22 protein-coding genes and 2 pseudogenes are annotated in these 26,430 nt (G+C 45.7%); 3 read left to right on the forward strand and 21 right to left on the reverse strand.

The annotated features are described in order from the left end of the window. The 16 genes and pseudogenes from RQP50_RS27150 to zwf all read right to left on the reverse strand — a co-directional run. A partial coding sequence (locus RQP50_RS27150) for an IS110 family transposase (protein ID WP_315747290.1) occupies nucleotides 1-816 on the reverse strand: 816 nt, incomplete at its 3' end. A gap of 399 nt (nucleotides 817-1,215) precedes the next feature. Next, a pseudogene (locus tag RQP50_RS27155) lies at nucleotides 1,216-1,305 on the reverse strand (hypothetical protein); the annotation flags it as partial. Nucleotides 1,306-1,390: 85 nt separating this feature from the next. Next, nucleotides 1,391-2,929, reverse strand: coding sequence for a glycosyltransferase family 2 protein (locus tag RQP50_RS27160; RefSeq protein WP_315747291.1), 1,539 nt, complete (start codon nucleotides 2,927-2,929; stop codon nucleotides 1,391-1,393). 184 nt (nucleotides 2,930-3,113) lie between these two features. Continuing rightward, nucleotides 3,114-4,031, reverse strand: a complete 918-nt coding sequence (locus tag RQP50_RS27165; RefSeq protein WP_315747292.1) for a glycosyltransferase family 2 protein — start codon at nucleotides 4,029-4,031, stop codon at nucleotides 3,114-3,116. A gap of 15 nt (nucleotides 4,032-4,046) precedes the next feature. After that, nucleotides 4,047-5,390 carry a glycosyltransferase family 2 protein gene (locus RQP50_RS27170; protein WP_315747293.1) on the reverse strand — a complete coding sequence of 448 codons (1,344 nt, stop codon included), beginning with the start codon at nucleotides 5,388-5,390 and terminating at the stop codon, nucleotides 4,047-4,049. A 12-nt stretch (nucleotides 5,391-5,402) separates the two neighbouring features. Next, nucleotides 5,403-6,491, reverse strand: coding sequence for an NAD-dependent epimerase/dehydratase family protein (locus tag RQP50_RS27175; RefSeq protein WP_315747294.1), 1,089 nt, complete (start codon nucleotides 6,489-6,491; stop codon nucleotides 5,403-5,405). Nucleotides 6,492-6,522: 31 nt separating this feature from the next. Then, complete coding sequence (locus RQP50_RS27180) at nucleotides 6,523-7,761, reverse strand: UDP-glucose dehydrogenase family protein (protein ID WP_315747295.1); 1,239 nt, start codon at nucleotides 7,759-7,761, stop codon at nucleotides 6,523-6,525. Continuing rightward, nucleotides 7,722-7,934 (reverse strand): hypothetical protein, encoded by a 213-nt coding sequence (locus RQP50_RS27185; protein WP_315747296.1) that lies wholly within the window; start codon nucleotides 7,932-7,934, stop codon nucleotides 7,722-7,724. Before RQP50_RS27185 ends, RQP50_RS27180 begins: the two co-directional genes overlap by 40 nt. A 41-nt stretch (nucleotides 7,935-7,975) precedes the next feature. Further along, nucleotides 7,976-8,755 carry a glucose-1-phosphate cytidylyltransferase gene (rfbF, locus tag RQP50_RS27190; protein ID WP_315747297.1) on the reverse strand — a complete coding sequence of 260 codons (780 nt, stop codon included), beginning with the start codon at nucleotides 8,753-8,755 and terminating at the stop codon, nucleotides 7,976-7,978. Between the two features lie 277 nt (nucleotides 8,756-9,032). After that, on the reverse strand, nucleotides 9,033-10,307 hold the full coding sequence (locus RQP50_RS27195; protein WP_315747298.1) for an L-lactate MFS transporter: 1,275 nt from the start codon (nucleotides 10,305-10,307) through the stop codon (nucleotides 9,033-9,035). A 161-nt stretch (nucleotides 10,308-10,468) separates the two neighbouring features. Beyond that, nucleotides 10,469-11,215, reverse strand: coding sequence for a LytR/AlgR family response regulator transcription factor (locus tag RQP50_RS27200; RefSeq protein WP_315747299.1), 747 nt, complete (start codon nucleotides 11,213-11,215; stop codon nucleotides 10,469-10,471). Then, the gene (locus tag RQP50_RS27205) at nucleotides 11,212-12,855 is read right to left on the reverse strand and encodes a sensor histidine kinase (protein ID WP_315747300.1); all 1,644 of its coding nucleotides are present in this window, start codon (nucleotides 12,853-12,855) and stop codon (nucleotides 11,212-11,214) included. The genes RQP50_RS27200 and RQP50_RS27205 overlap by 4 nt, the downstream gene beginning before the upstream one ends. Before the next feature lie 255 nt (nucleotides 12,856-13,110). Next, nucleotides 13,111-14,532, reverse strand: coding sequence for an NADP-dependent phosphogluconate dehydrogenase (gndA, locus tag RQP50_RS27210; protein WP_315747301.1), 1,422 nt, complete (start codon nucleotides 14,530-14,532; stop codon nucleotides 13,111-13,113). A 127-nt stretch (nucleotides 14,533-14,659) separates the two neighbouring features. Beyond that, the gene (gene fsa / locus RQP50_RS27215) at nucleotides 14,660-15,328 is read right to left on the reverse strand and encodes a fructose-6-phosphate aldolase (protein ID WP_315747302.1); all 669 of its coding nucleotides are present in this window, start codon (nucleotides 15,326-15,328) and stop codon (nucleotides 14,660-14,662) included. A 40-nt stretch (nucleotides 15,329-15,368) separates the two neighbouring features. Continuing rightward, a complete protein-coding gene (gene tkt, locus RQP50_RS27220) occupies nucleotides 15,369-17,363 on the reverse strand; it encodes a transketolase (RefSeq protein WP_315747387.1) in 1,995 nt (664 codons plus the stop codon). Next, on the reverse strand, nucleotides 17,341-18,864 hold the full coding sequence (gene zwf, locus RQP50_RS27225; protein ID WP_315747303.1) for a glucose-6-phosphate dehydrogenase: 1,524 nt from the start codon (nucleotides 18,862-18,864) through the stop codon (nucleotides 17,341-17,343). Before zwf ends, tkt begins: the two co-directional genes overlap by 23 nt. 126 nt (nucleotides 18,865-18,990) lie before the next feature. Here zwf and RQP50_RS27230 point away from each other — a divergent pair, with 126 nt between their 5' ends. Both RQP50_RS27230 and RQP50_RS27235 read left to right on the forward strand, forming a co-directional pair. Continuing rightward, the gene (locus RQP50_RS27230) at nucleotides 18,991-19,887 is read left to right on the forward strand and encodes a LysR family transcriptional regulator (RefSeq protein WP_021255215.1); all 897 of its coding nucleotides are present in this window, start codon (nucleotides 18,991-18,993) and stop codon (nucleotides 19,885-19,887) included. A gap of 112 nt (nucleotides 19,888-19,999) precedes the next feature. Continuing rightward, nucleotides 20,000-20,620, forward strand: coding sequence for an NAD(P)-dependent oxidoreductase (locus RQP50_RS27235; protein WP_315747305.1), 621 nt, complete (start codon nucleotides 20,000-20,002; stop codon nucleotides 20,618-20,620). A gap of 148 nt (nucleotides 20,621-20,768) precedes the next feature. Here the strand turns inward: RQP50_RS27235 and RQP50_RS27240 are convergent, their stop codons facing one another. The 3 genes from RQP50_RS27240 to RQP50_RS27250 form a co-directional block, all read right to left on the reverse strand. Then, complete coding sequence (locus tag RQP50_RS27240; RefSeq protein ID WP_315747306.1) at nucleotides 20,769-21,134, reverse strand: GNAT family N-acetyltransferase; 366 nt, start codon at nucleotides 21,132-21,134, stop codon at nucleotides 20,769-20,771. Nucleotides 21,135-21,364: 230 nt separating this feature from the next. Beyond that, nucleotides 21,365-21,799, reverse strand: coding sequence for a PaaI family thioesterase (locus RQP50_RS27245; protein ID WP_268625830.1), 435 nt, complete (start codon nucleotides 21,797-21,799; stop codon nucleotides 21,365-21,367). Next, on the reverse strand, nucleotides 21,796-22,737 hold the full coding sequence (locus RQP50_RS27250) for a DMT family transporter (RefSeq protein WP_315747307.1): 942 nt from the start codon (nucleotides 22,735-22,737) through the stop codon (nucleotides 21,796-21,798). The genes RQP50_RS27245 and RQP50_RS27250 overlap by 4 nt, the downstream gene beginning before the upstream one ends. Nucleotides 22,738-22,925: 188 nt before the next feature. Here RQP50_RS27250 and RQP50_RS27255 point away from each other — a divergent pair. Then, nucleotides 22,926-24,361, forward strand: a pseudogene (locus RQP50_RS27255) (aminotransferase-like domain-containing protein). A 175-nt stretch (nucleotides 24,362-24,536) separates the two neighbouring features. On the opposite strand, the gene RQP50_RS27260 reads toward RQP50_RS27255, so the two are convergent. Next, nucleotides 24,537-25,316, reverse strand: coding sequence for a MerR family transcriptional regulator (locus tag RQP50_RS27260; RefSeq protein ID WP_072727672.1), 780 nt, complete (start codon nucleotides 25,314-25,316; stop codon nucleotides 24,537-24,539). Continuing rightward, nucleotides 25,291-26,217 carry a DUF2268 domain-containing protein gene (locus tag RQP50_RS27265; protein ID WP_315747308.1) on the reverse strand — a complete coding sequence of 309 codons (927 nt, stop codon included), beginning with the start codon at nucleotides 26,215-26,217 and terminating at the stop codon, nucleotides 25,291-25,293. The genes RQP50_RS27260 and RQP50_RS27265 overlap by 26 nt, the downstream gene beginning before the upstream one ends. Nucleotides 26,218-26,430 lie beyond the last annotated feature (213 nt).

A 26,430-nucleotide genomic window follows, 5' to 3' on the forward strand; every position in this document is an offset into this window, starting at 1 on the left:
CTGGCGCTTAGCCAAGTCATATTCCTCGAGCAATTGTCCCAGGTGAAGTTTATAGGCATGGAGTGCTTGCTTGGCGCCAACACTGGATTTTGCTAGTACAATGAGCTGCTCCGCTCGTTTAGCTCCAGCATGACGCTTCACATATTGTTTCCATCCAGCAAGGACCTGCTCTGTTGTTAAGCGACAAATTTCCTCCGGCAAGGGGAAGAGTCTGAGCGTTGCAATGGCACTTGTGCAAGTAAGGATCTTAAAGACCTGGCGCAGCTCAGGGAATACGATATCTACCCATCGATGAATTTGGTTAACAGCGCTGTTGAGCCGTTTGGTAACCGTGTCTCGGTTAGCCATGAGAATTCGCAGTTCTTCGTAGGCTTCTGGATGAAAACGAACAGGGGAGTAATACCCGTTTTTGACCATATCTGCAATGACAAGAGCGTCCTTGCGGTCGCTTTTAGATGGGGTATTGTCACGGTTCTCCTTATTCTTTTTGACGAGATGGGGATTAACAAGAACGGACTCAATGCTCTGAGAAGAGAGCCAACGTGCGAGATTTAGCCAGTAATGTCCGGTGGGTTCCATGCCTACAATGACTTTGTTAAGCTTGTAGACTTTGAGTAGATCATGGATCCAGCGTCCCAGCATCTCAAACCCCTCAAGATGATTGTCAAACTCTAGCGGTGTACCTAATGCAATTCCACGAAAGCTGACTGCGCGGGCCACATGGAATTCTTGGGCGATATCTACGCCGATGACTAGGTGATGAACGGTAATGTTTTCAATGAGTTGATTTTGCTTGTCCTGTGCCTTAAACTTCATAGTAGAGCGACCTCCTGGATGGGATTATTGAGGCAATGACCTCGTGCACAACCCCATCGTACCGAGGCGCTCGTTTTTGTTCAACCACCCAATTATTCGTATTACAGGAATTCTAACGGGTTATCGATTGCAATAAGCTCCGCACTACTCCTTTCAATATGAAATGAAGAATAGACCCCCTACTTTTATAGGAGGTCTATTCTTCATCTAGAAGCTTAAACAGACCAAGTCGTATACATTCATATTCGCTAGAAGTTAGGTGCCAATCGAATAAGTTTATCTGGGGTGCCGTCCCCATTTTTGTCGCCATTGTTACTGGTGACGAAATAGAGTGATCCGTCTGGCGCTTCAACAATGTCGCGAATGTGTCCGTATTTATTCACAAACAAGTAAGTAAGATCACTGCTCTTGATCGTCGGTTGGCCGTTCTGCTCTCCAATGATATTTAGGCCAACCGCAATTGTTACCGGGTTGAATGTAGTTAATCTCATCTTTGGAGGATTCACCGTGCTCCGATGCAAAGAGACGATTCGTTCCCTAAAAAATCTAATCGTACCCACTAGTCACCACTTTATTAGCAAGAGTCCCCTACAGCAGCCGATAATTTTTGGCGTAACATGATATATGCTTCGGTTTCAGTGTGAAGTATTTCCGAATGCTGTGAAGTAGAGACAAACTCATCAAAAGCACGGCTAAGATCCCCTTTTATTATCCAACAAACGGTTTGCGAGAAGATAGCTACTAACTCGGCACTGACATTTTGGAGCAACGGATACTTTGTGAGTAGATTGGCAAGTTGCGTATCAATTTTCAATTTTTCTGACGATAAAGGTCGCTTCTTTTTGATGTCCAAAAAAAGCAAAAATAGCTGGTCATCCGGTTTATTTACGGCGCGATACGCCATGATTTCCATTTCTGTTAACAAAGGCTCGTCTACATCACGGTTTTTAGTCCAATATTGAAAACGCTCAATCATGCGGTTGTAATCTTTTCGAAGAATAGATGGGATCATATCAGGCATTTTTAATAGTACATACTCCAGCGCTTCTTTTTTAATGAATGGAGATAAGTGTGGATAAATAGCTACAAGAATTTCAACTGTCATTTCAGCGCTATTCAGGTTTCGGTATTTTTTTTGTGCGAGAAGCCATTTTACAACTGGAGTGCGCAGCTTCACATCAAGCTCTTCATCCGGAATATCGCTCTGTTGGAACAATTCCTTGGTTTTTTTGTGAGTTAATAAATCAAATAGGTTTCGCAGTTTTGAATGGTGGGACAAGGTAACATGAAGTAGAACGACTATCGTGTCAATAATTCCGTTATAGTAGACAAGCTGAAGAAATTGGTGGTTCTGTGGGCTGATTGCCCCGCACTTGTCAATCAGAAACGCACGTGCTGTATCGTCAAGTATTCGGTCGCAAGTCATACGGGTAGCGTCCAACTGATGCGAGGAAGAGCGTGGATAAACATAGTATTTGTGTAATGAGTCTGCAAGGATGCCGACACGGCTGGCATTACGAAAGTTTTCAATTGCAAACAGGGTATCATACCCATAATGTATATTTGGCATACGTGAAAAATCAAATTTGCGCAAAACCGACACTTTGTAAAGTTTACACCATACGGTTCTCATAAACTGATGATACGTAGGAAAATAGGTGCCAAACATAGCTGGTGAATCTAATATGAGGTTATGATCCAATTTGCGAATACCAAGCAGATTTTTGTTCGTCTCATCGATATAATCATTTCCGCAAGCGACGACATCAAGATCGTAATTCGATATAAACCGTACCATGTTCGTCAAGAAATTCGGTTTGTATTCATCGTCTGCATCGAGAAAACAGAGATAATCGGAATCATCGTAATTCCCGATGATTTCTGCCCAACTATTCCCCTTTTCATGAACATGATTCTGCTTGTTTCTAAGCGCATTAATCCGCGAATCTTTGGACGCATATTGTTCTATGATTTTACCTGTTCCATCTGTGGCGGCATTATCCAACAGATACCACACCCAGTTCAGCTCAGTCTGGGCCAGAACGCTTTCAATCGCGCGCGCTATCGTTTTTTTCGCATTATAAGCGTATGTGTAGAAAATGCACGTATTCAAGCTACAAATCATCCCCTATGCATTTAAAAATAGTTTCATGACTTCGCGGGACTTTTTCCAGCTTCTATAGATTATGTGCATGTTTACAGAATGTTTCTTTCTCATAAAGGACGATCCTTCTGGTTCCCGCAAAAGCGCGTACCCTTTGCACAGGCAATTGAGTAGGAGGAGTTGATTCATGATATCACTTTGGATCGTTTTCCGTATCTTTTCTGATGACCGCTTTGTAATCCTCACCCTTATTAGCTAAGTATTTCGTCATATATGTTAGTTGCTTCTCACAGCCTGGTAAGCAGTTGGATATGATATTCTCACACATGCTTTGCATAAAAGCGAGCAAAGAATTTTCAATATCTTGGGCAATTTCCGGTGCACGTGTGGAGAGATATTCTGCCCGCGTGTGATACATCGCCAAATATTCATCAAGCAACTCCGGCGTCATCTGCTTGTTATGTACTAACGCCGTCATGTTGGACGTGTGTTTCCTGAAAACATACATCGCGATATTCCACACGGCTATTCGCTGCGCCCGCTCAAATACCTTGTAGATAACGTGAATATCGTCCACCAGCACATTGTCTGGAAATGACAGACCCGTCCACAAACTGCGCCGAAAGAGCTTAGTCGGTGGAGCGGCATTGTAAAGCCGACGGTTCAATAACTCTCTTAATCCTTGCAATCGGTCAAAAACAAACCGCTCATTACAAATGAAGTATGGTTCCAGCCTGTCCCCTAAATCGTTATAGCTGCCGCACATAGCAATATCGGCATTCTCTTCGCGTGCAAGATTGGCGAGAAACGAGAGCATCGATGGCTCGCACCGATCGTCGTCATCCACAAATAAGACGTATTCACCCACAGCGACAGCAAGACCGCTGTTGCGTCCAAAGGATGCGCCGATGTTTTGCCGAATTGTTACTAGTTTTACCCGCGCATCCGCTTCCGCATAAGCCGCACAGATTTCCGCTGTACCATCGGTCGAACCATTGTTGACTAGAATCAGCTCATAATCATCGAATGTCTGATTCCGTAAGGAGTCCAGCATGTCTGGTAGATACTGCTCACGGTTGTATGTAAGCAAGATAACGCTAATAGACGACATAGGAACCTCCAGATGTTAAAATTCGATGATAAACAAATCGCTCTCGTCAATACCAAGTGCGATAAACTGCCCCCTGAGTTCTTCCCGCACATTTTGGTATCCAGACCCTATCAGGATCGTTATGGGCTTATCACTATCTATCTCCGTTACAGCGCCAGGAAGGCGAACAGGAATTCCATCCGCTAACATTCCGTCTTTTTGTACATCGTTGTCAAAAAAACCGGAAACAGAAAGGCCACATGTCTCAAAAGCAGTTTTCAAATGTAAGCCAATATGGCCGGTCGGAGCAAGATATATATCTCCCCCCTTTGCTAAAGCCATCCTAACTATTTGCTCAACGATGGTAAAGTTTTGCTCCCGCAAACTGGCAAGGCCCGCTGCAGCACCTTCTACTAACAGTGTATCAATTATAGAACAGCTGCAGTCTTCTGAGGGTGTAGGCGTAACTTTCCGTTTATTTTGTTGCTTCACATAGTTATCGATCTCGGCAGCGCTTTCGGTTATTTGCTTGCTAACGATGCATAACGCGGCAACGAGTTGATAACGAAATTGCTCCATATAGACGCGGACAAAGCCACGCTCTTGCTCCGTTTTTGCCTTGTACCGCATCAACCATCCCAAAGAGAGCAAAAGCTTGCTGCACTCCGAAACAGTACCCGCCGCGGTGATCCTCGATATCGATGACGAACGGACACGGTACAAATAAATCGGTGTATCAACGTAGTATACCGAGCGCGCCGAGAGCAATGTACGGATCGATACGTAGACATCATGATAAATATATACTGGCGTCTTTACATGCTTTATGGACACACGATAACGCTCCCGTAATTTTCGCGAAAATATCAGCCGCCACGTTGCCACATTGAACGGCTGTGCTTCAGTCAGATATTCAAGGACTTGCTCCTTGCTGCACCCGTTAATGCGTTCGGTTGGATAAGATGTGTCCGTAAAATTAATGATGCTTTCCTCTAAAACCGTACTGAACCGCCCGAAAAGCACATCGGGAGCCTGATTTCGTAAAATATCCAAGATTTCGCCATACGCGCCCGGAGCCAACATATCGTCGCCATCTACATAATGCATGTATTGCCCCCGCGCTTTTTGGGTGCCGTACATGACTGCCTTGCCGAAAACCGGCTCACCGATCAACTCGTAATATCGTATCTGTTTATGATGAGCTGCGTATTCTCTGCAAATCGCATCGCTCCTGTCAGTAGAGTTGTTATTGACCAAAACGATCTCATAATCATCAAAGGGCTGAGTAATGATGCTGTCCAAACATGCACCAATGTAACGCTCTAAATTAAATACGCTTACGATAAAGCTAACAAGCGGCCTCTGCCCAAATATCCGCATATTACACCTCTTCTAAGAACCATTGTCATCATTCCCGTGCATCCCTAAGTACCTCAAATACCGTTCTACACCCGTCCGCGTATCCACGAATGGCGTGAAATTCAGTACTGTTTTTATTTTGGTCAAATCTGGACGGCGGCGCTGTGGGTTGTCTGTATTGTAATGTTTGTCCGTATGCTCACGAAACATGATGCTCCCCTTATATCCAAAGATGTTATTCCCGACGGAACGGTATATCTCCGCTAATTCCCGAATCGTCATTTCTTCCGCGTCGCTGCCGATATTGAAGATGTCGTATCTCGCGTACAACGCACATTTTAGCGAAGCGAGCGTTGTATCCGAAGCATAACTGAAGGTACGAGTCGCTTTGCCATCGCTGTACAAGACAAGCGGTTCGTTCCGCAAAATATTCATCGCGAAATCCGCCGGAGCGCGTTTATCGTTTGTTCGCAGCCCGGGTCCGAAGCTGTTGAACGGGCGCACTACAGTTACGTGGAAGCCTTTCTGATAATGGAAATGATAACAAAGCGTCTCAGCGTACCGCTTGGATTCATCATAGCAAGAGCGCGGGCCGGAGCTGTTAACGTTGCCCCAATAGCTTTCTGGCGTTGGCACCATTTTGGGATCAGGATCGCCATAAATCTCGCTGGTGGAGTAAAACAACAAATTGAAAATGCCTCTGTTGCTGAAAAAGTCAAGCAGGCGCCGCAGTCCGATAACGTCGGCGTCCATCGTTTCGATGGGATACAATCGGTAGTAAACGGGAGACGCAAGCGACGCCATATGAAAAATAAGATCAGCGTCACCGGCAAACGAAAAATCCTCCTGAGTGACGTCGCCCTCGCGCACCGTAAACAGGGGATGGCATTCTATTTCGTGAACCCACTTGGGCTTTCCGAAAATATAGTTATCAAGCACGTAAACCCGTTTCACACCAAGTGTCTGTCCGTAATGGGCAAAAAACTGCACCAGCATAAATCCAAGGGAACCAGCAAAGCCCGTTATGAATATGTTTCTACCTGACAATGTGCTGCGCTCGCACTCTGTTAGTCCCTCTGCGATGCACCGTAAGTCTTCTAATAGAATTCGATTTTCCGCCATATGGTTCACCCGCCAAATTAACACTTAATTCTTAATTCCCTAAGAAATATCTGCAATCGACGAAGCGTGTGTCCGGAAAGGCTTTATCCATTCCTTTAAATTCTTCCCAAGCAGTCACAAGCGCTACCGTGGCGCAAGTTTCGCACACCTCTTGCACCGACACGCAATAAGTGATGGGAAGTCTGTACGTTTTCTGAAACTCTCGCATGGCAAGTGGGTCGTAGGTATAGATGCTAGCATAACCGCCCTGTGTCAGCGCGGCGATGATCTTCGCCGCCGGGCTGTCGCGAACGTCATCAACACCTGGTTTGAACGACAGGCCGAGGATACCGATTTTCTCGGTTTTCTCACCTGACGCACGGGCGATTTTTCGCGCAGTCCGTTCCGGCATTTCGTTATTCAGGGAGATTACGCCTTCCAATATTCGCGGCGTGAATCCTCTATTTCGTGCGACAGCGTCAAGGGCTGCTATGTCTTTGGGCAGGCAATACCCGCCGTAACCACAGCCGGGATATATGTAGCTGTTGATTCCTGAGTTGGCAATCCGTCTATCCTCATGCAAAATGCGAAACGCCCTTGCCGTATCGATACCACCGACCGCATCTGCGAGTAGAGCCATTTCATTCGAGTAGCTGATCAGCGCTGCAAGCAAGGAGTTAGATAAATATTTTATATACTCAGCCGTGTTAGGCTCTACAAAATGAAGCGGTGCGCCAAACGGCATATAGAGCTCCGAGAGCACATTCTTTGCTGCATCGTCGGTCACACCACATACAATTCGGTCGGCGTTCATAAAATCATCCCAGCACTTGCCCTCACGCAAAAACTCCGGGTTAACCGCAACCGGATTGTTCGCTCCCTTCGCACGGACATGCGGCGTGATTCGTTCGTTAAGCGTTCCCGGCGGAATCGTCGATTTCACGACAAGCACACAGTCGTTGGAGACTGTTGCAAGAGCGCTGTCAATCGCAGCTAATAAATGTGTCAAATCAACGCTACCGTCAGGCAGCCCCGGCGTTCCGACGCAGAAAAAACAGATGTCGCTCCTATACGCTGCGTCTACTGCACTGTCCGCTATGGTGAATGTTCTGCCTAGATTTCGTATGAGCGCGTTGTCCAGTTCTGGCTCGAAAAATGAGACTTTTCCACCGACTATCTCTGCACATCGCTCTTTGTTAATGTCATAACCGCGTACAGAGAAACCTTTGTCCGCAAAACCGAGCGCAGTAGTTAGCCCCACAAATCCAAGTCCGAATACGGCGATACGCATTTCCTTCGCTCCTCCTTTACCGCATCCAATACGGCGTCAAAGTATCCATTCTCATGTTGACGGAGCACGAATTTATATTCATTTGGAAGACCGAGTATTGTCCCCTGCAATTCTACGGAACCGTATAGCGCCTTCAAGGGTTCCCCCTGCTTCCCCATCTGGCTCAAGAGCATATATATGGCCCCCTAAGCCGGTATAGAACATCTCCGCGCCATTACCCCCATACTCTCCACTTCGCATTCCCGCTCGTCCAAGCCGCTTCGAGCACGCCTTTATCCCGAGCCGTATCCATGCAGGCCCAGAAATTGTGATGCTTATATACACCGAGCTTGCCATCTGCACTCAAGCGTTCTAGCGAGCTTCGCTCCAAAATCGTTGAATCATCATCTATATAATCAAAGACTTCAGGTTCCATCACCATGAACCCTGCGTTTATCCAACCGCCGTCTTCCTGCACTTTTTCGCGAAAACCAGTTACTGTCCCATCACGATCATTGATGCTTAGAATGCCAAACCGCCCACCTGGTTGAATCGCCGATAAGGTGACGGTCTTACCCGACTTCTCGTGTGTTTCTACCAATTTTGTTATATCAATGTCACTAACTCCATCGCCGTAGGTCATCATAAATCGCTCATTGCCAATATAGGGCGCAATGCGCTTAATGCGTCCTCCGGTCTGTGTGCTGAGCCCCGTATCCACGACGGTTACTTTCCATGGCTCCGCGACATTCGCGTGTACAATCATCTTATTCTCGGCGGTAAAGTCAAATGTCATATCGCTGCGATGCAAATAATAGTTGGCGAAGTATTCTTTAATCATATATCCCTTGTACCCACAGCAAATGATGAATTCGTTGAAACCGTAATGAGAGTAAATCTTCATAATATGCCATATAATCGGTGCGTCGCCGATCTCTATCATCGGCTTAGGTCGTAAATGCGATTCTTCACTGATACGTGTACCGAAACCTCCTGCGAGAATGACTACTTTCATGCAAACCTCCATCCCGGCTTTGCCAGCACAAATAGAAAGGTCGAGCCACCCAAATCGAGTGACCAGTTTGACCTATAATATGCCGATGAATATGCCCTGGTGTTTATTTTGGATTATCCGGTCTACCTTGCTCTTACTAAGCGCTCCCACCTATGGAATTTCCTTATGTAACAAAAAAACAGGCGTCTTTGCACCGCTTATCTGTGCGAAAGACACCTGTTTAATTTTCTAACACTCTTTCAGTGACCTTTCCTATCAATAGGAGGTTCCACTGCGATTATCCCACATTGTAACGCGGTTTTAGCACTTCTTGATTTACTACTGGTTTCACTTCTTGGTTCTTCTTCGACTGATTACGTTGGCTAGGTACGGAGATAAAGATCGCAATCAGGAACGAGAGCATACACAAGACCGCAATGACTGTAAAGGTAATTTGAAAACCACCGAACAAAGCACTAAGGAACGAACCAGCCAAGGCACCTAACCCGAATCCTTGATAAATGATTCCGTAGTTTTTGCTCTGGTTCTTCAATCCGAAATAGTCAGCCACAATCGCGGGGAAGACTGTGATATTACCGCCAAAACAGAATGCAATTACCGCGACACAGGTGAAGAAGATGCCCAGGTTCAAAGGTACGAAGTTTAAAGCCATGACTGACAATGCCGTTGCAAAAAGCGCTCCCGCTACAACTTTCATACGTCCTACTTTATCAGACAATGCGCCGAGAATGATCCGGCCGGCCGTATTGAAAATCGCCACCATAGCTACCGCATTCGCTGCTGTGCTGACATCAAGACCGGCAAGCTGTACACCGATGTCTTTGACGATACCAATCAGGTACAATCCACTCATACAAGCTGTGAATAAAATAATGAAGAGCATATACGCTTCTTTCGTACGCAGCATTTCTTTGACTGTATAATTCCGCCCACTCTGCGCCCCAGTATTGGCGTTTGCAGGTGCTTCCGTAATTACGGCTTCTTTGATTAAGAACGAACCGGCAATTACCATCACCATCACGATCAATCCCCAGACCAGAAATGCATAGGAGACACCCATCGTATTGATGAAATTCGCATTGATATATTTAAAAACCAAGCTGCCTGTCCCAAAAGCCCCCACCGAGATCCCCGATATTAATCCTTTGCGTTCAGGAAACCATTTAATTAAATTCGATAGTGATGTGATGTATGCTGTGCCATCCGCAAAACCAACAACCACACCAGCAAGTAAGTATAACATCCACAACGATGAAACCTGTGAGCTAGCGATTAGCCCTGCACCGAGAATAGCACCTGCAATCATTGTCATACGCCGAATTCCGATACGATCCTGAATCTTACCAGCGAACAATGTCGAGAAAGCCAGTGCAAAACTAGTGATGGAAAATGTAATCGATACGGAGCTAAGCTCCCATCCAAACTTGTCAGCTAACGGCTGATTAAATAAACTCCACGTATATATGGTTCCTAATCCCATTTGTACAATGATTGTTCCAAGGACGATCATCCATCGATTTACTTGCGACCCAGTTGCTTGATGCGTTCTCATGATAGATCCCTCTTTCCATTCTGCTATGATCAAGAGTTGTGTTTTATCTGTAGGGAAGTGAAAGCTCTTACGCTTTGCTTTTACACCCTTATCTTACAAGATAAAACGCTTACTTGAGCCATGAGCGACATGAAATGACGGGATTGCGGAATGAACTGCATTTATATATGCATCAACTGCCTAAATTCTTTGACTTTACTTCTGCTGACGGGCACTTTGGCATCCATATCACGTAGACGCAGCAGATAGGTATTGTTGAACCACGGAACGATTTCATGGATTTGGGACAGATTGACGGAATAGGAACGATGACAACGATAGAACCGATCTTGAGGCAGCATGGCATGAAAGTCCGATATACTCATCGGCATCGTGTAGGTACCGCTCTTCGTGAATACGTTGGTCACCTTCTCTTGCGCTTCCGCATAGTAGATGTCATCGCTATCCGTTACGATATACTTATCATTTTTCAACAAATTAATGCGTTTCTCCTCAGATCTTTGCCTGCTGTCCGCAGGATTTGAACTCCCTCCTTGCTGCACATCCCGTTCGAAGGCAGTCTCCAGCTTACGCAACATCGCGGCAATCCGGTTCTCGTCGTAGGGCTTCAAAATATAATCAAAAGCCTCCAGTTCAAAAGCTTGGGCGGCATGTTCCTTATAAGCAGTTGTAAAAATAACATACGGTTTATGCGCGAACTTACTGATATTCGTCGCTAGCAGCATCCCATCCAGCGAAGGAATGTTGATATCAAGAAATATCGCATCGACTTCCTTCTCCTGCAGAAATTTAAACACATCAAGGCCATCCTCGAATCGCTCCACGATTTCAATGCGGCTATGCTTGGTAATCAAATATTCGAGCTCTTCACTGGCCAAAACTTCATCTTCTACAATTATCGCTCTCATCGTGTCTCCTTCTGTATGTCAAAAAAGATATTCGTTCCTTGATCTAGCCGCTCCACTGTAACACCATGCCCGAAAATGAGCTTTACACGCTTGTGCACATTGAAAAGACCAATATGGTTCGGTGGAACACGTTCCTCCATCACCTGTTTAATCATATCTTCACGAATACCCACGCCAGTATCCTGCACACCAATCCGAATGTAATCTCCTATATCTTTGACATAGATGGTGACTGTTCCAGGCCCTTTCACCTTCAATATACCGTGGACAATCGCATTCTCCACTAACGGTTGAATGATGAGACTCGGAATCTTCACGGCGACTTCATCCACATCATAGACAACATGCAGCCGATTTCCGAAGCGTGCTTTTTCAATTTCGACGTAATTCCGAACCTGCTCCAGCTCTTTATGGATATCGATCAATTCATCCGTTAGCTCCAAATTATAACGTAAGTATCCGGATAAATTGACGATAAGCTCCCTCGCTTGATCTGGTCTAGTCCGGATCGAGGATCCAATCGCGTTCAACGCATTGAACAAAAAGTGAGGCTGAATGGTTGTCTGAAGTGCTTTGAGCTCCGCTTTATTCGCCATCTCCTTAATCTCTTCCACACGGGACACTTCCATTAATGTCGAGATGATCTGGGACAAACCGACGGCCATAGTCTGCAGCGGATAGGTAATTTTATGCGCTTTCCGATAATAAATCTTCAAGGTCCCCGTCACTTCTTCCCGCTCTTTCAGTGGAATAATGAGCAAGGATTGAATGCCGGGCATCGCATCGTCCAACGCATGGTTGCTTATCATGAATTCCCCGCTCCGTATCGTCTGTTTGGTCATATCACTGATGATTTCATGCCGGAATTGATAGCGGTCTTCCCCAAAACCGACGTAAGCGAGCACGCTCGAGGAATCCGTAATCGCCACCGCATCGGCTTGAATGTCTTCTTTAATAATGGAACAGATCTTGTGCAAGGATTCGGTATTGATGGAGCGGAAATAGGGCAATGTCTTATTCGCAATGTCCAACGCCAACTTCGCTTGCTGCGCAGCGATTCCTTCCCGCTCACTTTCTACATTCTGAATTAACAAAATGATCAATCCCACATTCAATTGCCCTAGAATCATCGGTGTTGCTATTCTGGATACAATCTCATAGCCTAAGGTTGTAGGGTGCGCCATGAATATGATCAACAGCATCGTTAAGGCTTCGCAAGCCATCCCAGCAAGTATCCCGATGAACCAACGTTTCGCCTTTGGTGTGCGAAGATGAATATAGCCAGATACCAGCCCCGCAATAATACTCGTGATGAGGCATGGAATCGAGGTCACCCCGCCGATATCAATCAAATAACGATGGATTCCGGACACCACGCCCACGACAAGACCGACCCATGGCCCGAACAAGATTCCCCCTGCCATAATTACGATGATCCGCACGTTGACGAGCGAGCCTTCCACATCGATGCCTGAGTAGGTACCGAATAGTGCAAAAGTACAGAACAGAAGCGTCACGACGGCGAACTCCTTCGTTGTCAGCGATTCCTTCTGCAGAATCTGCTTAAAGCTCGGAATACGAGTTAAGAAAAACAAAATAATGAGCAATAATGCTGCCCGCTCAAAGAGCTGAAGCAGCATTGTGAAATCTCCGTTTATTGGAAACTACCTCCCGTTATCTCAAGCTGTTGTTTGTTTATTTTATCAAAGTTTGCTCTGTTTTCACGTTCCAAATCCATACATCAAACAATCTACATACCCCATTAATCTTAATAACCTTAACCACAAAGAAAGAGCGTGTTTTGAAAAAGATTGATCAAAACACGCTCTTAACATACTCTATTGAATTATTCTTTTATTTAAGGTTTAAAGGATTACTACACAATATTAAATCACTTATTGTTCGTTATTTTCCATCCACTGAAAGTGAAAGCTTCCCTTTTGATCAAGCCGCTCGAACGTATGCGCCCCAAAATAATCCCTCTGTGCCTGCAGCAAATTAGCTGGCAGTCTCTCTGTCCGATAGCTGTCATAATAAGCTAAAGCGGAAGCGAAAGCAGGAACCGGAATCCCTCTGGTTACGGCGATCGATACGACTTTTCTCCAGGCATCCTGATAGTTAGCAATAATCCCACTGAAGTATTCGTCCAACAACAGGTTTTTCAAATCCGGGTTCCGGTCATATGCATCCTTAATATTTTGTAGAAACCTTGCGCGGATAATACATCCTCCGCGGAAGATCATCGCAATGCCGCCATAGTTCAAATTCCAATTGTACGCGTCGGAAGCAGCTCTCATTTGCGCAAAGCCTTGCGCATACGAAGCGATTTTGCTGGCATACAAAGCTTTGCGAACGGCTTCGATGAATTCATTGGGATCGCCGTCGTAGCTTGACGCCGCGGGGCCTTTCAGCTGCTTGCTTGCTGCCACGCGTTCTTCTTTCATAGCGGAGATAAATCGTGCAAAGACAGATTCAGTAATAATGGACAATGGAACTCCTAAATCCAATGCACTTTGGCTCGTCCATTTCCCCGTTCCTTTCTGTCCTGCCGAATCGAGGATGACATCCACCATTGGCTTGCCGGTCTCCGGATCAGTCTTCGAGAAAATATCGGCTGTTATTTCAATCAAATAACTATCCAGTTCGCCTTTGTTCCATTCGGAGAAAATGTCATGCAGCTGCTCGGTATTTACGTTCAATACATCTTTGAGCAGATGATACGCTTCGCCGATGAGCTGCATATCGCCGTATTCAATGCCGTTGTGCACCATTTTGACATAATGGCCGGCACCGTCTTCTCCGATATAAGTCGAGCAGGGATCGCCGTTCACTTTGGCCGAAATGGCGGTCAGGATTGGCTCTACCAGTTCATACGCCTCTTTTTGCCCGCCCGGCATAATCGCGGGGCCGTTTAGCGCTCCCTCTTCGCCGCCCGAGACACCTGCGCCAATAAAACGGAATCCCTTGGCTTGCAGCTCTTTATTTCTTCTTTGCGTATCAGGGAAATAGGCGTTCCCGCCGTCGATAAGAATATCCCCTTGACTCAGGTAAGGAACTAGCTGATTGATGGTATCGTCTGTCGGTTGTCCCGCTTTGACCATAATTAGAATTTTCCGCGGCGTCTCGAGCGATTGGACGAATTCTTCGACACTGTACGTGCCGACGAAATTCTTGCCTTGCGCCTCCTCCAGAAGCTCATTCGTTTTCTCTGGCGAACGATTGTATACCGCAACCGAGAACCCTTTGTTTTCTATATTTAAGGCCAGGTTTTTCCCCATAACGGCTAAGCCGACCACGCCGATTTGCTGTTTTTTCATTGCAATTCCCTCCCTGTCATTTCTCTCTCTTTGTAGATAAACGTTTGATGAGCCCGGCTTTCTGCGCTTCGAAACCAGGCTTACCCAGCAGCGCAAACATATTGATCTTGTTTATTTTAAGCGTAACTTAAAGCTTAGCTGTTTTTTTCCAATCGGCAGCGAATTTATCCATACCTTGATCCGTCAACGGATGCTTGGAAATTTGTTCGATCACCGCAAATGGAATCGTGGCAATATGCGCGCCTGCCATTGCTACGCGCGTTACGTGATCCGGATGGCGGACGGATGCCGCGATAATTTGCGTGTCTAGGTTATGCACCCGGAACAATTCAGCGACTTTCGTGACAAGCTGGACGCCATCTTCCGATATATCATCCAAGCGGCCAAGGAATGGCGAGACATAGGTCGCACCTGCACGAGCGGCCAGCAAAGCTTGGTTCACGGTGAAAATCAGCGTCACGTTCGTTTTCACACCTTTGTCGCTCAAGTAGCGGCAAGCTTCAAGCCCAGCCAGCGTCATCGGAAGCTTGATCGTGATGTTTTTGTCATTATTGTTGATTTTGATTAGTTCGTTCGCTTGCGCGATCATCTCTTCAGCTGTCACCGCATCAGGCGTTACTTCAGCGGAGACCGATTCAACTCCGGGTACTTCCCGCAAAATCTCGGCGATTCGATCTTCAAATTTCACACCTTCCTTGGCAACCAACGACGGATTCGTCGTAACACCGGATAAGATGCCGATTTTATATGCTTTTTTGATGTCTTCCACATTTGCAGTATCGATAAAGAATTTCATAGGTAAGTACCTCCTCCATTATTTTGTTGCTAATTTATTATTAATTCATTAATTCCTTCGCAAGGCGAACCACTTGATTGACGGAGAAACCAAAGTATTCCATAACCTCCGTACCAGATCCGGATGCGCCAAATGTATCGATCGACAGTACTTTTCCGCCTGGTCCCGTGTAACGATCCCAGCCTAACGAAATGCCAGCTTCAATGGCCACCCGCTTCGTAACGGAATTAGGAAGAACACTCTGCTTGTACTCATCGGGTTGACGATCGAACAGCTCTCTGCTCGGCATGGCAACGACGCGTACGGAAATATTGTCCCGCTCCAACTCCGCCTTGGCGTTCATGGCCAGAGAAACCTCGGATCCGGTTCCGATTAGGAGGACATCCGGCTGACCGCCCGTTTCGCTCAAGACATAAGCGCCTTTGGCTACCCCTTCAACATTGGCCTTGGTCGCTTCATATACAGGCAGATTTTGTCTGCTTAGCACCAAGGCTACCGGGCCTTCATTTTGCTGTAGAGCATACGCCCATGCGCTTGCCGTTTCATTGGCATCGGTCGGACGAATGACCGTAAGTCCTGGAATGGTGCGCAGCGCAGCCAAGTGCTCGACGGGTTCATGCGTAGGTCCATCTTCCCCAACAGCAATGGAATCATGGGTAAACACATAAATCACAGGCAGTTTTTGTAGTGCAGCCAAACGAATAGACGGGCGCAAATAATCGCTGAATACGAAGAAGGTGCTTACGAATGGTTTTACACCTCCATGCAGGGCCATGCCATTGCCGGCTGCACCCATAGCGTGCTCACGGACGCCAAAGTAGATATTGCGTCCCGAGTAAGACTCCACCGCAAACTTTTGCTCTCCTTTGATGTCCGTCATCGTCGAATGCGATAAATCCGCACTTCCTCCAAAAATCGAAGGAACGGTTTTTACGTAATGATTTATCGCTTCGCCACTTGCTACACGGGTAGAAATCGATTTGGAAGTGTCGAACGTAAGGATATCCGCGGCCTCAATCGACACGGAGCCGTCGATGACTTGCTCAAGCTCCTTACCCTCCGCAGGATATTGCGCTTTATAGGCAGTGACCAATTTGTTCCACGCTTCTTCTTTGGCCTCGCCCTTGCGTTTCAACTGCTCGAAATGCGCTTTGACTTCTTCCGGAACGGCGAACTCTTCCTCATACTTCCATCCGTAAGCTTCCTTGGTCGCCTTCGCTTCTTCTTTGCCAAGCGGATTGCCGTGTACTTTATTCGTTCCCGCTACCTTGCTGCCGTAACCGATAATCGTCCGAATTTCGATTAGCGTCGGCTGCGCATCGTTTTGCTTGGCTGCGGCGATCGCTTCGGCAATCCGGGAAATGTCATTGCCGTCATCGACCCGGATATATTGCCAATTGGCCGATTCCGCTCTTTTTTGCATATTTTCGCCGAAGGAAAGGTTAGTCGCTCCGTCCAACGATATATCGTTGGAATCATACAATACGACTAATTTCCCAAGCTTCATATGTCCTGCCATGGACATTGCCTCGTAAGAGATTCCTTCCATCAAGCAGCCGTCTCCCACAAGCGCATACGTATAATGATCGATTACTGGGAATCCGTCTTGATTGAATTTCGAGGCCAAATGTGCTTCGGCCATCGCCATCCCAACTGCCATTGCCAACCCTTGTCCCAGAGGCCCAGTTGTCGCTTCTACGCCATCTGTATGCCCATATTCGGGATGCCCCGGCGTTTTGCTGTTCAGCTTGCGAAACTGTTTTAAATCATCAAGCGATACCTGATATCCCGACAAATGCAGCAGGCTGTATAGCAATGCTGATCCGTGACCCGCAGACAGAACGAAGCGGTCGCGGTTAAACCATTTAGCATGGCCGGGATTGTGATTTAACAGTCTGGACCAAAGGGCGTATGCCATTGGTGCTGCCCCCATAGGCAGTCCTGGATGACCTGAATTGGCACGGTTGATAGCATCGATAGACAATGTTCGGATCGTATCGATGGATAATTGATCAATGGTTTCCTTGGTAAGCATATTGTTCTCCTTCTTCCGCTTTAATATTTCCTTCTGATTTGTCATCGAACCACCAATGATAGCCATCCTGCGCCAACAACGCATCGGATTCGGCAGGTCCATAAGTACCCGCTTCATACCGATGAAGCGGAACCAGATTCTCCTCGAATGCTTCCAGGATCGGTTGAACCCATTGCCACGACAATTCGACTTCATCCCAATGTGCGAAGTACGTAGGATCTCCTTGCAATGCATCGTAAATCAAATTTTCGTAAGCCTCGGGAACATCGCCCTTGCTCTCATGAAAGTTCATCTGAAGGGGCTTGAACTCCCCTTTATGCAAAGGATCTCTTGTATTTAATTGCAGCGTAATGCCCTCGTTAGGACTAATTTCAAATACCAGAAGGTTAGGCGATTTTCCTACTGTATTTGCCTGTGAGGACTTCGTTAACAGATCTTTGAACTCAATTACAATCCGCGTTGATTTCTCTTTCATTCGTTTGCCTGTACGGATATAAAAAGGAACTCCGCGCCAAAAGAAATCATTGATCTCCAATTTAGCGGCAATAAACGTATCGTTCATAGAAGTAGATGCGATACCTGGTTCGGAGATATAGCCGATTACCGGCTCACCTTGAATGGTTCCTGCCTTGTACTGCCCGCGGATAATGCTCGCGCTCACTTCCTCTTTATGCAGTGGCTCTAGAGCTTCCATCACCTTTTTCTTCTTAAAACGCACCATTTCCGAGTCGCTGTTGATTGGAAGATGACTCGTCAGCATCATCAGTAATTGCAGCATATGGTTTTGGAACATGTCTCTTACGGCGCCTACATGATCGTAATAACCCGCTCTTTCTTCTACGCCGACGGTCTCGTTTGCCGTAATTTGCACGTTGGCAATGTAACGATTCGTCCATAAGGCATTAAGAACCGGATTCTGCTGCAAAATCTCAAGCTTCTGGATCAGCGGCTTGCCGAGATAATGATCGATTCGGTAAATTTCATGATCCGCAAAAGCTTGGCTCAGCTTCTGATTTAAATCACGAGCAGATTTCAAATCATGGCCGAAAGGCTTCTCGATCACGAGACGCTTCCAGCCATTCGCGGAACCAAGCCCGCTTTCCTTAATGCTCGCTGTGATTGTTTCAAAAAATTCAGGTCCGACAGATAAATAAAACAGGCGATTCGGTGGAATTTGCAGCTCTTCTTCCCTCTGTTCAATCAGTTGCAGCAGCTTCCTATAATCTTCTTTGCGATCTATATGAAGAACGCTGTAACGGAATAAGCTCACAAATTCTTTGATTAGCGCAGAATTGTTCGCTTCACGTCTGGAAAAAGTACGGATAGACTGCTCGACATTTGCCTGAAACGATTCATCAGACAATTCTCTTCTCCCAAGACCAAATAAGGAGAATGATTGTGGCAGCTTCCGATCGATATACAAGTTGTAAAGGGCAGGGTATATTTTTCTTTTGGCTAAATCCCCTGTCGCTCCAAACAAAACAAAAGTGGTCGGCTCCATGTTTCTCTCTCCTTCAAGCAGCGCTCTCTTAATCAAGCTCTGGTTTCTATTTCGTAGTTCCACTATAATACGAATATCATCTATACAAGTAATAAATATATTTCACAGGAGCTATAGACCACATCTATGAGTATTAATTACGAATTGTACAAGGTTTTTTATTGGGCTGCGAAGACAGGCAGCTTGACTCAGGCTGCCAAGGCCTTATTTCTAACCCAACCTAGCGTCAGCCACGCCATCAAACAGCTTGAAAACAGCTTTGGCGTCACTTTGTTTTACCGGAATTCCAAGGGCGTTGGGCTGACGAGAGAAGGCACCATCCTGTATTCCTATATTGAGCAGTCACAGATCTTAATATCGTTGGCCGAAGAAAAAATGGAAGCACTTAAAAATCTGGACAGCGGCGAGCTGCGGATCGGCGGAAGCGATTCGCTGTTCAAGCACTATTTGCTCCCTTACTTAGAGGACTTTCATGAGAAGCATCCCGGGATCAGACTTCACCTGAATCATGGAACTACGCCGGAAATCATCTCCTTCTTAAAAGAAGGGAAAATTGATTTAGGCGTCATCCGTATGCCTATCGTCGATACCCAACTTGAAGTGAGGGAGACTTTCCAGTTGCAGGAATGCTTCGTAGCGGGGACACGTTATGCCGAGCTCAAGGATGCGGTTTTAACGCTGGATATGCTGCTCCAGTACCCAATTATCCTGTTCTCGCGCAATAGCAGGGCACGAATGACCATTACGGAATTATTTCAAAGCTACGGCTATAAGCTCGCACCTAAAATTGAGGTCGGAAGCGTGGATCTTCTCATCGAGTTTGCTCGAAAAGGACTCGGAATTTCATACGTGACGAGAGAATTTGTGTCGAAAGAGCTGGAGGAGGGTACCCTCTTCGAGATTCAATTGGACGTGCGGCTGCCGCCATCTCACGTGGGGATTATGATTATGCGCAACATGCCGCTTTCCATGGCAGCATGCGGGTTTATTGAGATGATTCAAACGTGTCCGCTATCAAAATAGGCACATTCAGATGCTGCTTTGCTTTGCAAGGTCTTCATCATCTGGCCCATGGCATGAACCAACGGTCTCTACCACTTTTAAAGAAAGAATAGAGAGTAAGGGAGAAGGAAAAATGAAAATATGTATATTGGGATCAACTGGGAGAGTTGGATCAGAGCTGCTGAAACTAGCATTACACGATTCGCATGATATTACGGTCTTAGTGCGTGATCAGAATAAGCTTGCAGTTTCGCATAGGAATCTACAGATCATCGAGGGAAATGTATTAGATGAACATGATGTGAAGAAGGCGTTAAAGGAAGTTGATATCGTTATAAGTGCTCTTGGAACAGATGGGAATGGCACGTTGTCGAAAAGTATGCAAACCATTATTAAAAATATGAAAAAAGAGGGGATAAGCCGAATCGTTACAATTGGAACAGCGGGTATTTTACAAGCTCGCACAAATCCGAACATCTATCGGTTCCAATCGGAAGAATCAAAAAGAAGAAGTACCACAGCTGCCGAAGATCATTTAGCTGCTTATCTAGCCTTAAAAAATAGTGGGCTATGCTGGAAGATTATTTGTCCTACCCATTTAATCGATGGCGAAAAAACGGGCATGTACCGAACTGAGGTAGATGTGCTGCCATTGAACGGATCGAAAATTACAGTGGGCGATACTGCTCATTTTGCCTGGTCTTTGATAAATAAAGAAGGATATGAGAATAGCCGTGTCGGCATCGCTTATTAAATCCGTCCCAAAGACGTTGGCGTGACTAGTTTTTTTATGGTAGTAATGGGTTTCCACAAGAAAAAAATTGTGCCGACCTGTAATTTTATTTGGTCGGCACAATTACATGGTTCCACTCTTTTTTCCAATGTTAATTTTGTCTCCGTATTCACTTTAGTTCCAGATCCATAAACACATCCGCTCTTACATAGGGCATGGGTCCGATCTGCTCGACAGGAACACGCTTGAATCCAACCGATTCGTATAGATGAATGGCGTCCGGCAGCTTGGTGCTGCTGCCCAAAAAGATCGATGTCGCGCCAAGTCCGCGTGCGCGGTTAATGGCGGCATGGATGATTTCCCGTCCGTATCCGCGCCCTCTCAACTCGGGTGTAACGCTCATCTTTGAGAGCTCGAACACCCCAGCACCAGTCGGTACAAGTGCAACGCATCCGACGATCGAATCGCTATCGCGTGCGATGAGCACGTCTCCTCCTCTGTTCACGATATTCTCCACCGGGTTATCGAGGATCACCCGATCCGCCTCTTCGACGGTGAAGATTCGGGCGATCCATTCTTCGTTAAGTGTTTTGAAGGCCCGAGCTTCTTCGGGCGTCTGCATCGAAGTAATCGTGAGCACTGTTTCAAGCATGCTATGTTCCCTCCTCTTGTAAAGGTTCGTCGCCTACTGCACCTATCCTGTCATCAGATACACAGCGAGTCATTAAAGCCATCGCTTCTCATTTCATGGGCATGTCTTGTGGCTTACCTGCCTTGCGCCTTATCGCCCCTTAATGTCATACAAGTGCTTGAGGCATGAGCGATAAGTTTACCGTTCTCGTCAGTAATATCGCAGTGGATAAACCCGATGGTCTGTCCTCGCTTATACAGCGTAGCATGGGCCTTTATTTTGGATTTCCATACAGGTTTAAAAAAGTTTACTTTCATCTCGATCGTGGTGAAGGTTTCGTCTTCTTGCAAGGTAGAGCCGTAGGCAATACCCATGGCCATGTCCGCAAGAATGCCGATGATGCCGCCATTGCATGTGCCTTGCGGATTCGCGTGTTGTTCCGAAGCCTGCATTTCATACGTGGCCTCGCCCTCTTCTACGCTAATTAACTTCAGTCCCATAAGGCTCTCGACGGGAGACTGCTCCAATTCTCCGTTCAGCACTCTCCGATAATGCTCAAGAATGGTCATTTTGCATATTCACCCGCTTCTTTCCTCTGTCTCTGGAACAAATTATTCATCACTAGAGCGATGATCACGATGAATATCCCTGCCAACTGCAATCTTCCGACTTCAACTCCCTGGAGGGCACTGATCGTGACTGTCGTAACAGGGACGATATTCATAAATAACATGCCGTTCTCTGGCTTCAACATTTTATTGCCGACGTTCCATGTGAGCACGGCAAGTACGCCTGCGATCAGGATCATATACAGTAGTTCCGCCCCTGTGCTTCCGATCATCTTCGCGCTTGGCATCGTCAAGGCTCCGAAGACCGTTGCCGACAGCACGATTAAAATATTCATCAAGGCTCCGAAGCATGTTGTCATAGCAGTGTAACGAAGCGGCGACCAGCCTACAAATTTACTGCCACCCAACGTATAAATGACCCAGCATAGAGCACCGAGCATAATCAGCAGACTGGCGCCAATGTGCTCTTTGGTCTGTACGATTAGGGAGGGATCTCCATTCGTTATGACCAGCAGCGCGCCTGAAAGCGCAATGAAAATGGAAACAAAAGTAGATAGCTTGGGTTTGCTTTTATGCACAGCCCAATTTACGCATGTCGTCATTAATGGCATTAACGCCATGATAACGGAGGCAATGATTGCGCCTGACGATCCGCTGAGCTGTTGTCCGACAAAGGTAAGAAAGCCGAATCCCGAAAACCCTACAGCGCCAAAAAATAATAATTTCCACGATTGTCCCTCCAATCGGAGCACGTCCTTCCCTTCGAAAACGATCAGCATTCCCAAAAGAATGAGGCCAGCCCAAATGTAGCGAATCGTCGTGAAATAGAACGGATCGAGAACCTTCAAGGCAACTTGCATGACGGGAAACATGCCTCCCCACGCCAGCACAGGAATCAAACAATAGGTGATACCCGTTAATATAGTGTTTCTGTTCATTCCTAGAACCTTCTTTCATGAGCGTCGTGGTTTTTCCAGCAGAATTGATTAGTCTCCTCTTTTTTCATCATAAACGAAGGTGAACAGAACAGATCGATAAGACCAGAACAGAAGGAAGGAATTCCCTGTATAATAGAGACACACGCGCAAGTGCGAATTTCGGGTTAATGGGCCTGGGGGCAAAACATATGGGGAAAAAAGTTCTTTCAAGCGGATATGCAGGCAAACTGTTTGAACAAATCTATGACTATATTCTGGATCGAATCCGTCGCGGAGAATGGAAGCCGCATGAGAAACTCCCCTCCATCCGCTCGCTGGCGATGGAATTCAATGTACATCGACTGACAGTCTATAAAGCCTATCAGCTATTAAAGGAAAATCGGATCGTTGAAGCGAAGGACAAATCCGGCTATTATGTGAGACTGAACGGCAGTCTTCCTACGGATTCGCTGCATGATCCGATCATATCCGCTTACGTGCATGAGAGCCATCTTTCTGAAATTCATCAGGTGCAAGCCGAATATGTACTGTCAAAATCGCTGCTCGATCCGAACCTGCTCCCTAATCTTTATTTTTCGGAATATGTGAAGCAAGTGTTCGATTTGTATCCCAAAATGCTCGGCACCTACTTTACCGTGCAAGGAGACCAGGAGCTGCGGGTTGCATTGTGCCGTTACTTTACCGATTGCCACCGGTTTCACTTGTCAGCAGACGAATTGTTGATCACTTGTGGCCGCAGGAGGCCATGGATTTGGTTGCCCGAGCACTGGTCAAGCCGAGAGATGCCGTTATGTTGGAGCGTCCTACCTACAGCACGGCAATTGATATTTTCAGAAGACAAGGCGCAGCTATCGTTCCGGTTGAGATTCACCCGTACGGCTACGATTTGGAGCAGGTAGAGAAACTGATGCAAGCCTACAAGCCGCGGCTGTTTTATCTGAATCCCACTTTTCAAAGTCCAACAGGCTATGTCGTACCCGCCGAACAAAGGAAAAGGCTCGTTGAGCTTGCCGAGCGGTATCAATGTTTGCTACTAGAGGACGATCCTTACCGCGACATTTATTTTGGCGAAGAACCTCCACGGCCTCTTTTTGCTTACGATACGGCAGGATGGGTCATCTATCTTCGCAGCTTCAGCAAATATATCGCTCCGGGCCTCGGCATCGCCATCGTTGCGTGCCGCCCTTCCATCATGAACTACCTGATAAAAGCCAAATTGTTGTCGGACAGCGGGACGCCTTTGGTGAATCAGAAAATTTTCCTGCATTATTTTTTCTCCGAGCGGCTGCAGCAGCATATGGAGAAGCTTCGCATTGCGCTTGCGGTTCGCAAGGATATCGTAGAACAGGAGTTGTCCGCTACCGACTGGCAATGGAACTCCCCTGCAGGCGGATTCAACTTATGGGTGAAGCTTCCGGAAACGGTGGAGATTGAACGTTTACTCCGTACATGCATAAACCAATCAATCACCTTTGTACCCGGAGCGATTTGCGATCCGCTCAAGGAGTACAAATCATGGATACGCCTCAGCTATTCCTATCTGAATGAGCAGCTATTGAGAGAAGGCATCCAGAAGATTGTCGAATTATCACACGGGGATAGCCGTTCATCTAAGAAACAATAACAAAATAATTACCTTAATCATTATTTAACAACAAAGCAAAAACTCCATTTTGAAAAAGATTGATCAAAATGGAGTTGCTCTTTTTAGTTAACGATGAGATTTTTCCACACTATATCCAGTTTATCATTTAAAACTACTCAAATTATCTCCTAAAGCTACAACATGCCATTCGACCTTAGGACAAATGAGAGACGTTCAACTGATTAATATTATGCATAATTGCACTGTATAGAAAATCTGCTAAATCCTCATTGCTATATTGATTAATGTAGTTTTTGAATCGTGTATCGAATTTGTATGTATTGGCAATGCAAGCCAGTAACTCCGAATCACATGTCATGACTTGCATTAGACTTTTCTTCCACTCTTCGATTAATCGTTGCACCTCAACGGAGGAAGGAGACTGATTGATACAAGACGCAATTTTTTTGAATATTTCTTCCATGGATTGTTCAAATTCATAAGACCATTTCTCTTTTTCATCTAGTGATAATTTTTCCAACTTTTCATTAAACACTTTGTATGCCTCTGTTTCACCATAAATGAATCTCGCCTCATTTGCGTATTGTTCTTTCAATGGCAAAACGGAAGAATTGTTGAAAATATGCAAATTACTAACATCATTCCCCGAAACGTATTCTTCGAGAGCATCCATGATTGTTTCTAGTCTTTGTTTTCTCGATAATAAGATTTGTCTTTGTTTCTTTAGTAACTGTTTCTGTTCTTCCTTGGTCAGCTTTAAAATATCCGCTATTTCTTTCAAAGATAAATCCATTTCCTTTAAGAACAAAATGGTTTGAAGTTTTTCTAAACTGCTTCGATCATATAGGCGATACCCGTTTTCCGTCAGGTGTGACGGTTTAAATAAATGGATTCTATCGTAATAATGCAGGGTTCGAGCTGTAATGCCTGTAATCTGAACTATATCTTTAACAGCTAATAATGGTTTCTTCATCCCAAAATCCTTTTATTTCGTCTAGTATTTGAGCAGCTGGCGTTATTGTTGCCTCAAAGATCGTTTTTCCTGTTTCTCTTAAATAATATTGGATTAGATAATATCCGCAAGCGTAGCCAGCGCTATAAGGCATATTGACCGGTTTAAAGTTTTGAAGCTTAGCGATCTCGTCACCATAAAGATACGGAGCAAATTTATCAAACCCAGTTAATTGCAATTGTTCTCTAAGCACAGGCTTTATGCGCCTATTAAGTGTTTCTGCGTTTGTCTTCGTTACCCAAGGGCCGAGCAATTCTTCTCCAAACAAGAATGTAGCATAGTTTTCAGCTAATCCTTCACTTACAATTAGTTCGCCCAAATTAACAGTGTGATCCCACTGAATAAATTGATATCGCACATTATGGTTGCATTCATGCGCCAGCGCAGCCTTCATTCGAGGAATCGTGTACTCATTTGGCACAAGTGTACACATGATAAAACCAGGAATCCCCCCATCGCCGCTATATCCTTCGCTTAACATTAAGGAACGACTTTCCGGATTCCCTAGCTGAATGGTAAACAAATAATCGGATACGGGGAGGCTTATTTCATGTTCTATAAATAGACGAAGGCTTTTCTTAACAGCGTGCTCGCACTCTAACCAAAAAGAATCTGACGAAATCAACGCTATCTCAGGTGAAATCAGATGAGTAATCTGATCTGGGGATCGGTTCATCATACTATTCAACATAATAACATCAAACCCATGCGGCTCTTCAGCTCTAAAAGGAATCTGTTGGATTTGCCATTTTTTCATAAAGGGAGCCATCATTTCGGTTCTGAATAATTCAAGCTTTTCCTCGGGCGAAGCTTGGACAACTTTTTGATAAATATGATCTGAACGCATTGATTTTATGTTCATATCTCTCACCCCTAGTTATTTATAGTGAGAATTATGCACTATGACGTAACGTCATAGTCAAGTACTTTGGATCAAATATTTTTATCAAACTATCCTGGTATTGCTTAGTGAGGCCATGGCAGTCTAGCACTTTATTTTTCAGTTCCTTCGGACAGCATTAATCTTAATAACCTTGATAAAAGAACAACAAAAAAAGAGCGTGTTTTGAAAAAA

It is taken from the genome of Paenibacillus suaedae (genome assembly GCF_032337355.1).
GTDB lineage: Bacteria > Bacillota > Bacilli > Paenibacillales > Paenibacillaceae > Paenibacillus_B > Paenibacillus_B suaedae.

Bases quoted from the DNA above. Each gene is read 5' to 3' on its own strand.
- RQP50_RS27260 (WP_072727672.1), bottom strand. From the start codon at position 25,316: ATGAAGAAACCATTATTAGCTGTTAAAGATATAGTTCAGATTACAGGC.
- RQP50_RS27235 (WP_315747305.1), top strand. From the start codon at position 20,000: ATGAAAATATGTATATTGGGATCAACTGGGAGAGTTGGATCAGAGCTG.
- RQP50_RS27265 (WP_315747308.1), bottom strand. From the start codon at position 26,217: ATGAACATAAAATCAATGCGTTCAGATCATATTTATCAAAAAGTTGTC.
- RQP50_RS27230 (WP_021255215.1), top strand. From the start codon at position 18,991: ATGAGTATTAATTACGAATTGTACAAGGTTTTTTATTGGGCTGCGAAG.
- RQP50_RS27205 (WP_315747300.1), bottom strand. From the start codon at position 12,855: ATGCTGCTTCAGCTCTTTGAGCGGGCAGCATTATTGCTCATTATTTTG.
- RQP50_RS27165 (WP_315747292.1), bottom strand. From the start codon at position 4,031: ATGTCGTCTATTAGCGTTATCTTGCTTACATACAACCGTGAGCAGTAT.
- RQP50_RS27185 (WP_315747296.1), bottom strand. From the start codon at position 7,934: ATGCTCTTGAGCCAGATGGGGAAGCAGGGGGAACCCTTGAAGGCGCTA.
- RQP50_RS27245 (WP_268625830.1), bottom strand. From the start codon at position 21,799: ATGACCATTCTTGAGCATTATCGGAGAGTGCTGAACGGAGAATTGGAG.
- gndA (WP_315747301.1), bottom strand. From the start codon at position 14,532: ATGAAAAAACAGCAAATCGGCGTGGTCGGCTTAGCCGTTATGGGGAAA.
- RQP50_RS27175 (WP_315747294.1), bottom strand. From the start codon at position 6,491: ATGGCGGAAAATCGAATTCTATTAGAAGACTTACGGTGCATCGCAGAG.
- RQP50_RS27250 (WP_315747307.1), bottom strand. From the start codon at position 22,737: ATGAACAGAAACACTATATTAACGGGTATCACCTATTGTTTGATTCCT.
- tkt (WP_315747387.1), bottom strand. From the start codon at position 17,363: ATGCTTACCAAGGAAACCATTGATCAATTATCCATCGATACGATCCGA.
- RQP50_RS27195 (WP_315747298.1), bottom strand. From the start codon at position 10,307: ATGAGAACGCATCAAGCAACTGGGTCGCAAGTAAATCGATGGATGATC.
- fsa (WP_315747302.1), bottom strand. From the start codon at position 15,328: ATGAAATTCTTTATCGATACTGCAAATGTGGAAGACATCAAAAAAGCA.
- rfbF (WP_315747297.1), bottom strand. From the start codon at position 8,755: ATGAAAGTAGTCATTCTCGCAGGAGGTTTCGGTACACGTATCAGTGAA.
- RQP50_RS27170 (WP_315747293.1), bottom strand. From the start codon at position 5,390: ATGCGGATATTTGGGCAGAGGCCGCTTGTTAGCTTTATCGTAAGCGTA.
- zwf (WP_315747303.1), bottom strand. From the start codon at position 18,864: ATGGAGCCGACCACTTTTGTTTTGTTTGGAGCGACAGGGGATTTAGCC.
- RQP50_RS27180 (WP_315747295.1), bottom strand. From the start codon at position 7,761: ATGCGTATCGCCGTATTCGGACTTGGATTTGTGGGGCTAACTACTGCG.
- RQP50_RS27200 (WP_315747299.1), bottom strand. From the start codon at position 11,215: ATGAGAGCGATAATTGTAGAAGATGAAGTTTTGGCCAGTGAAGAGCTC.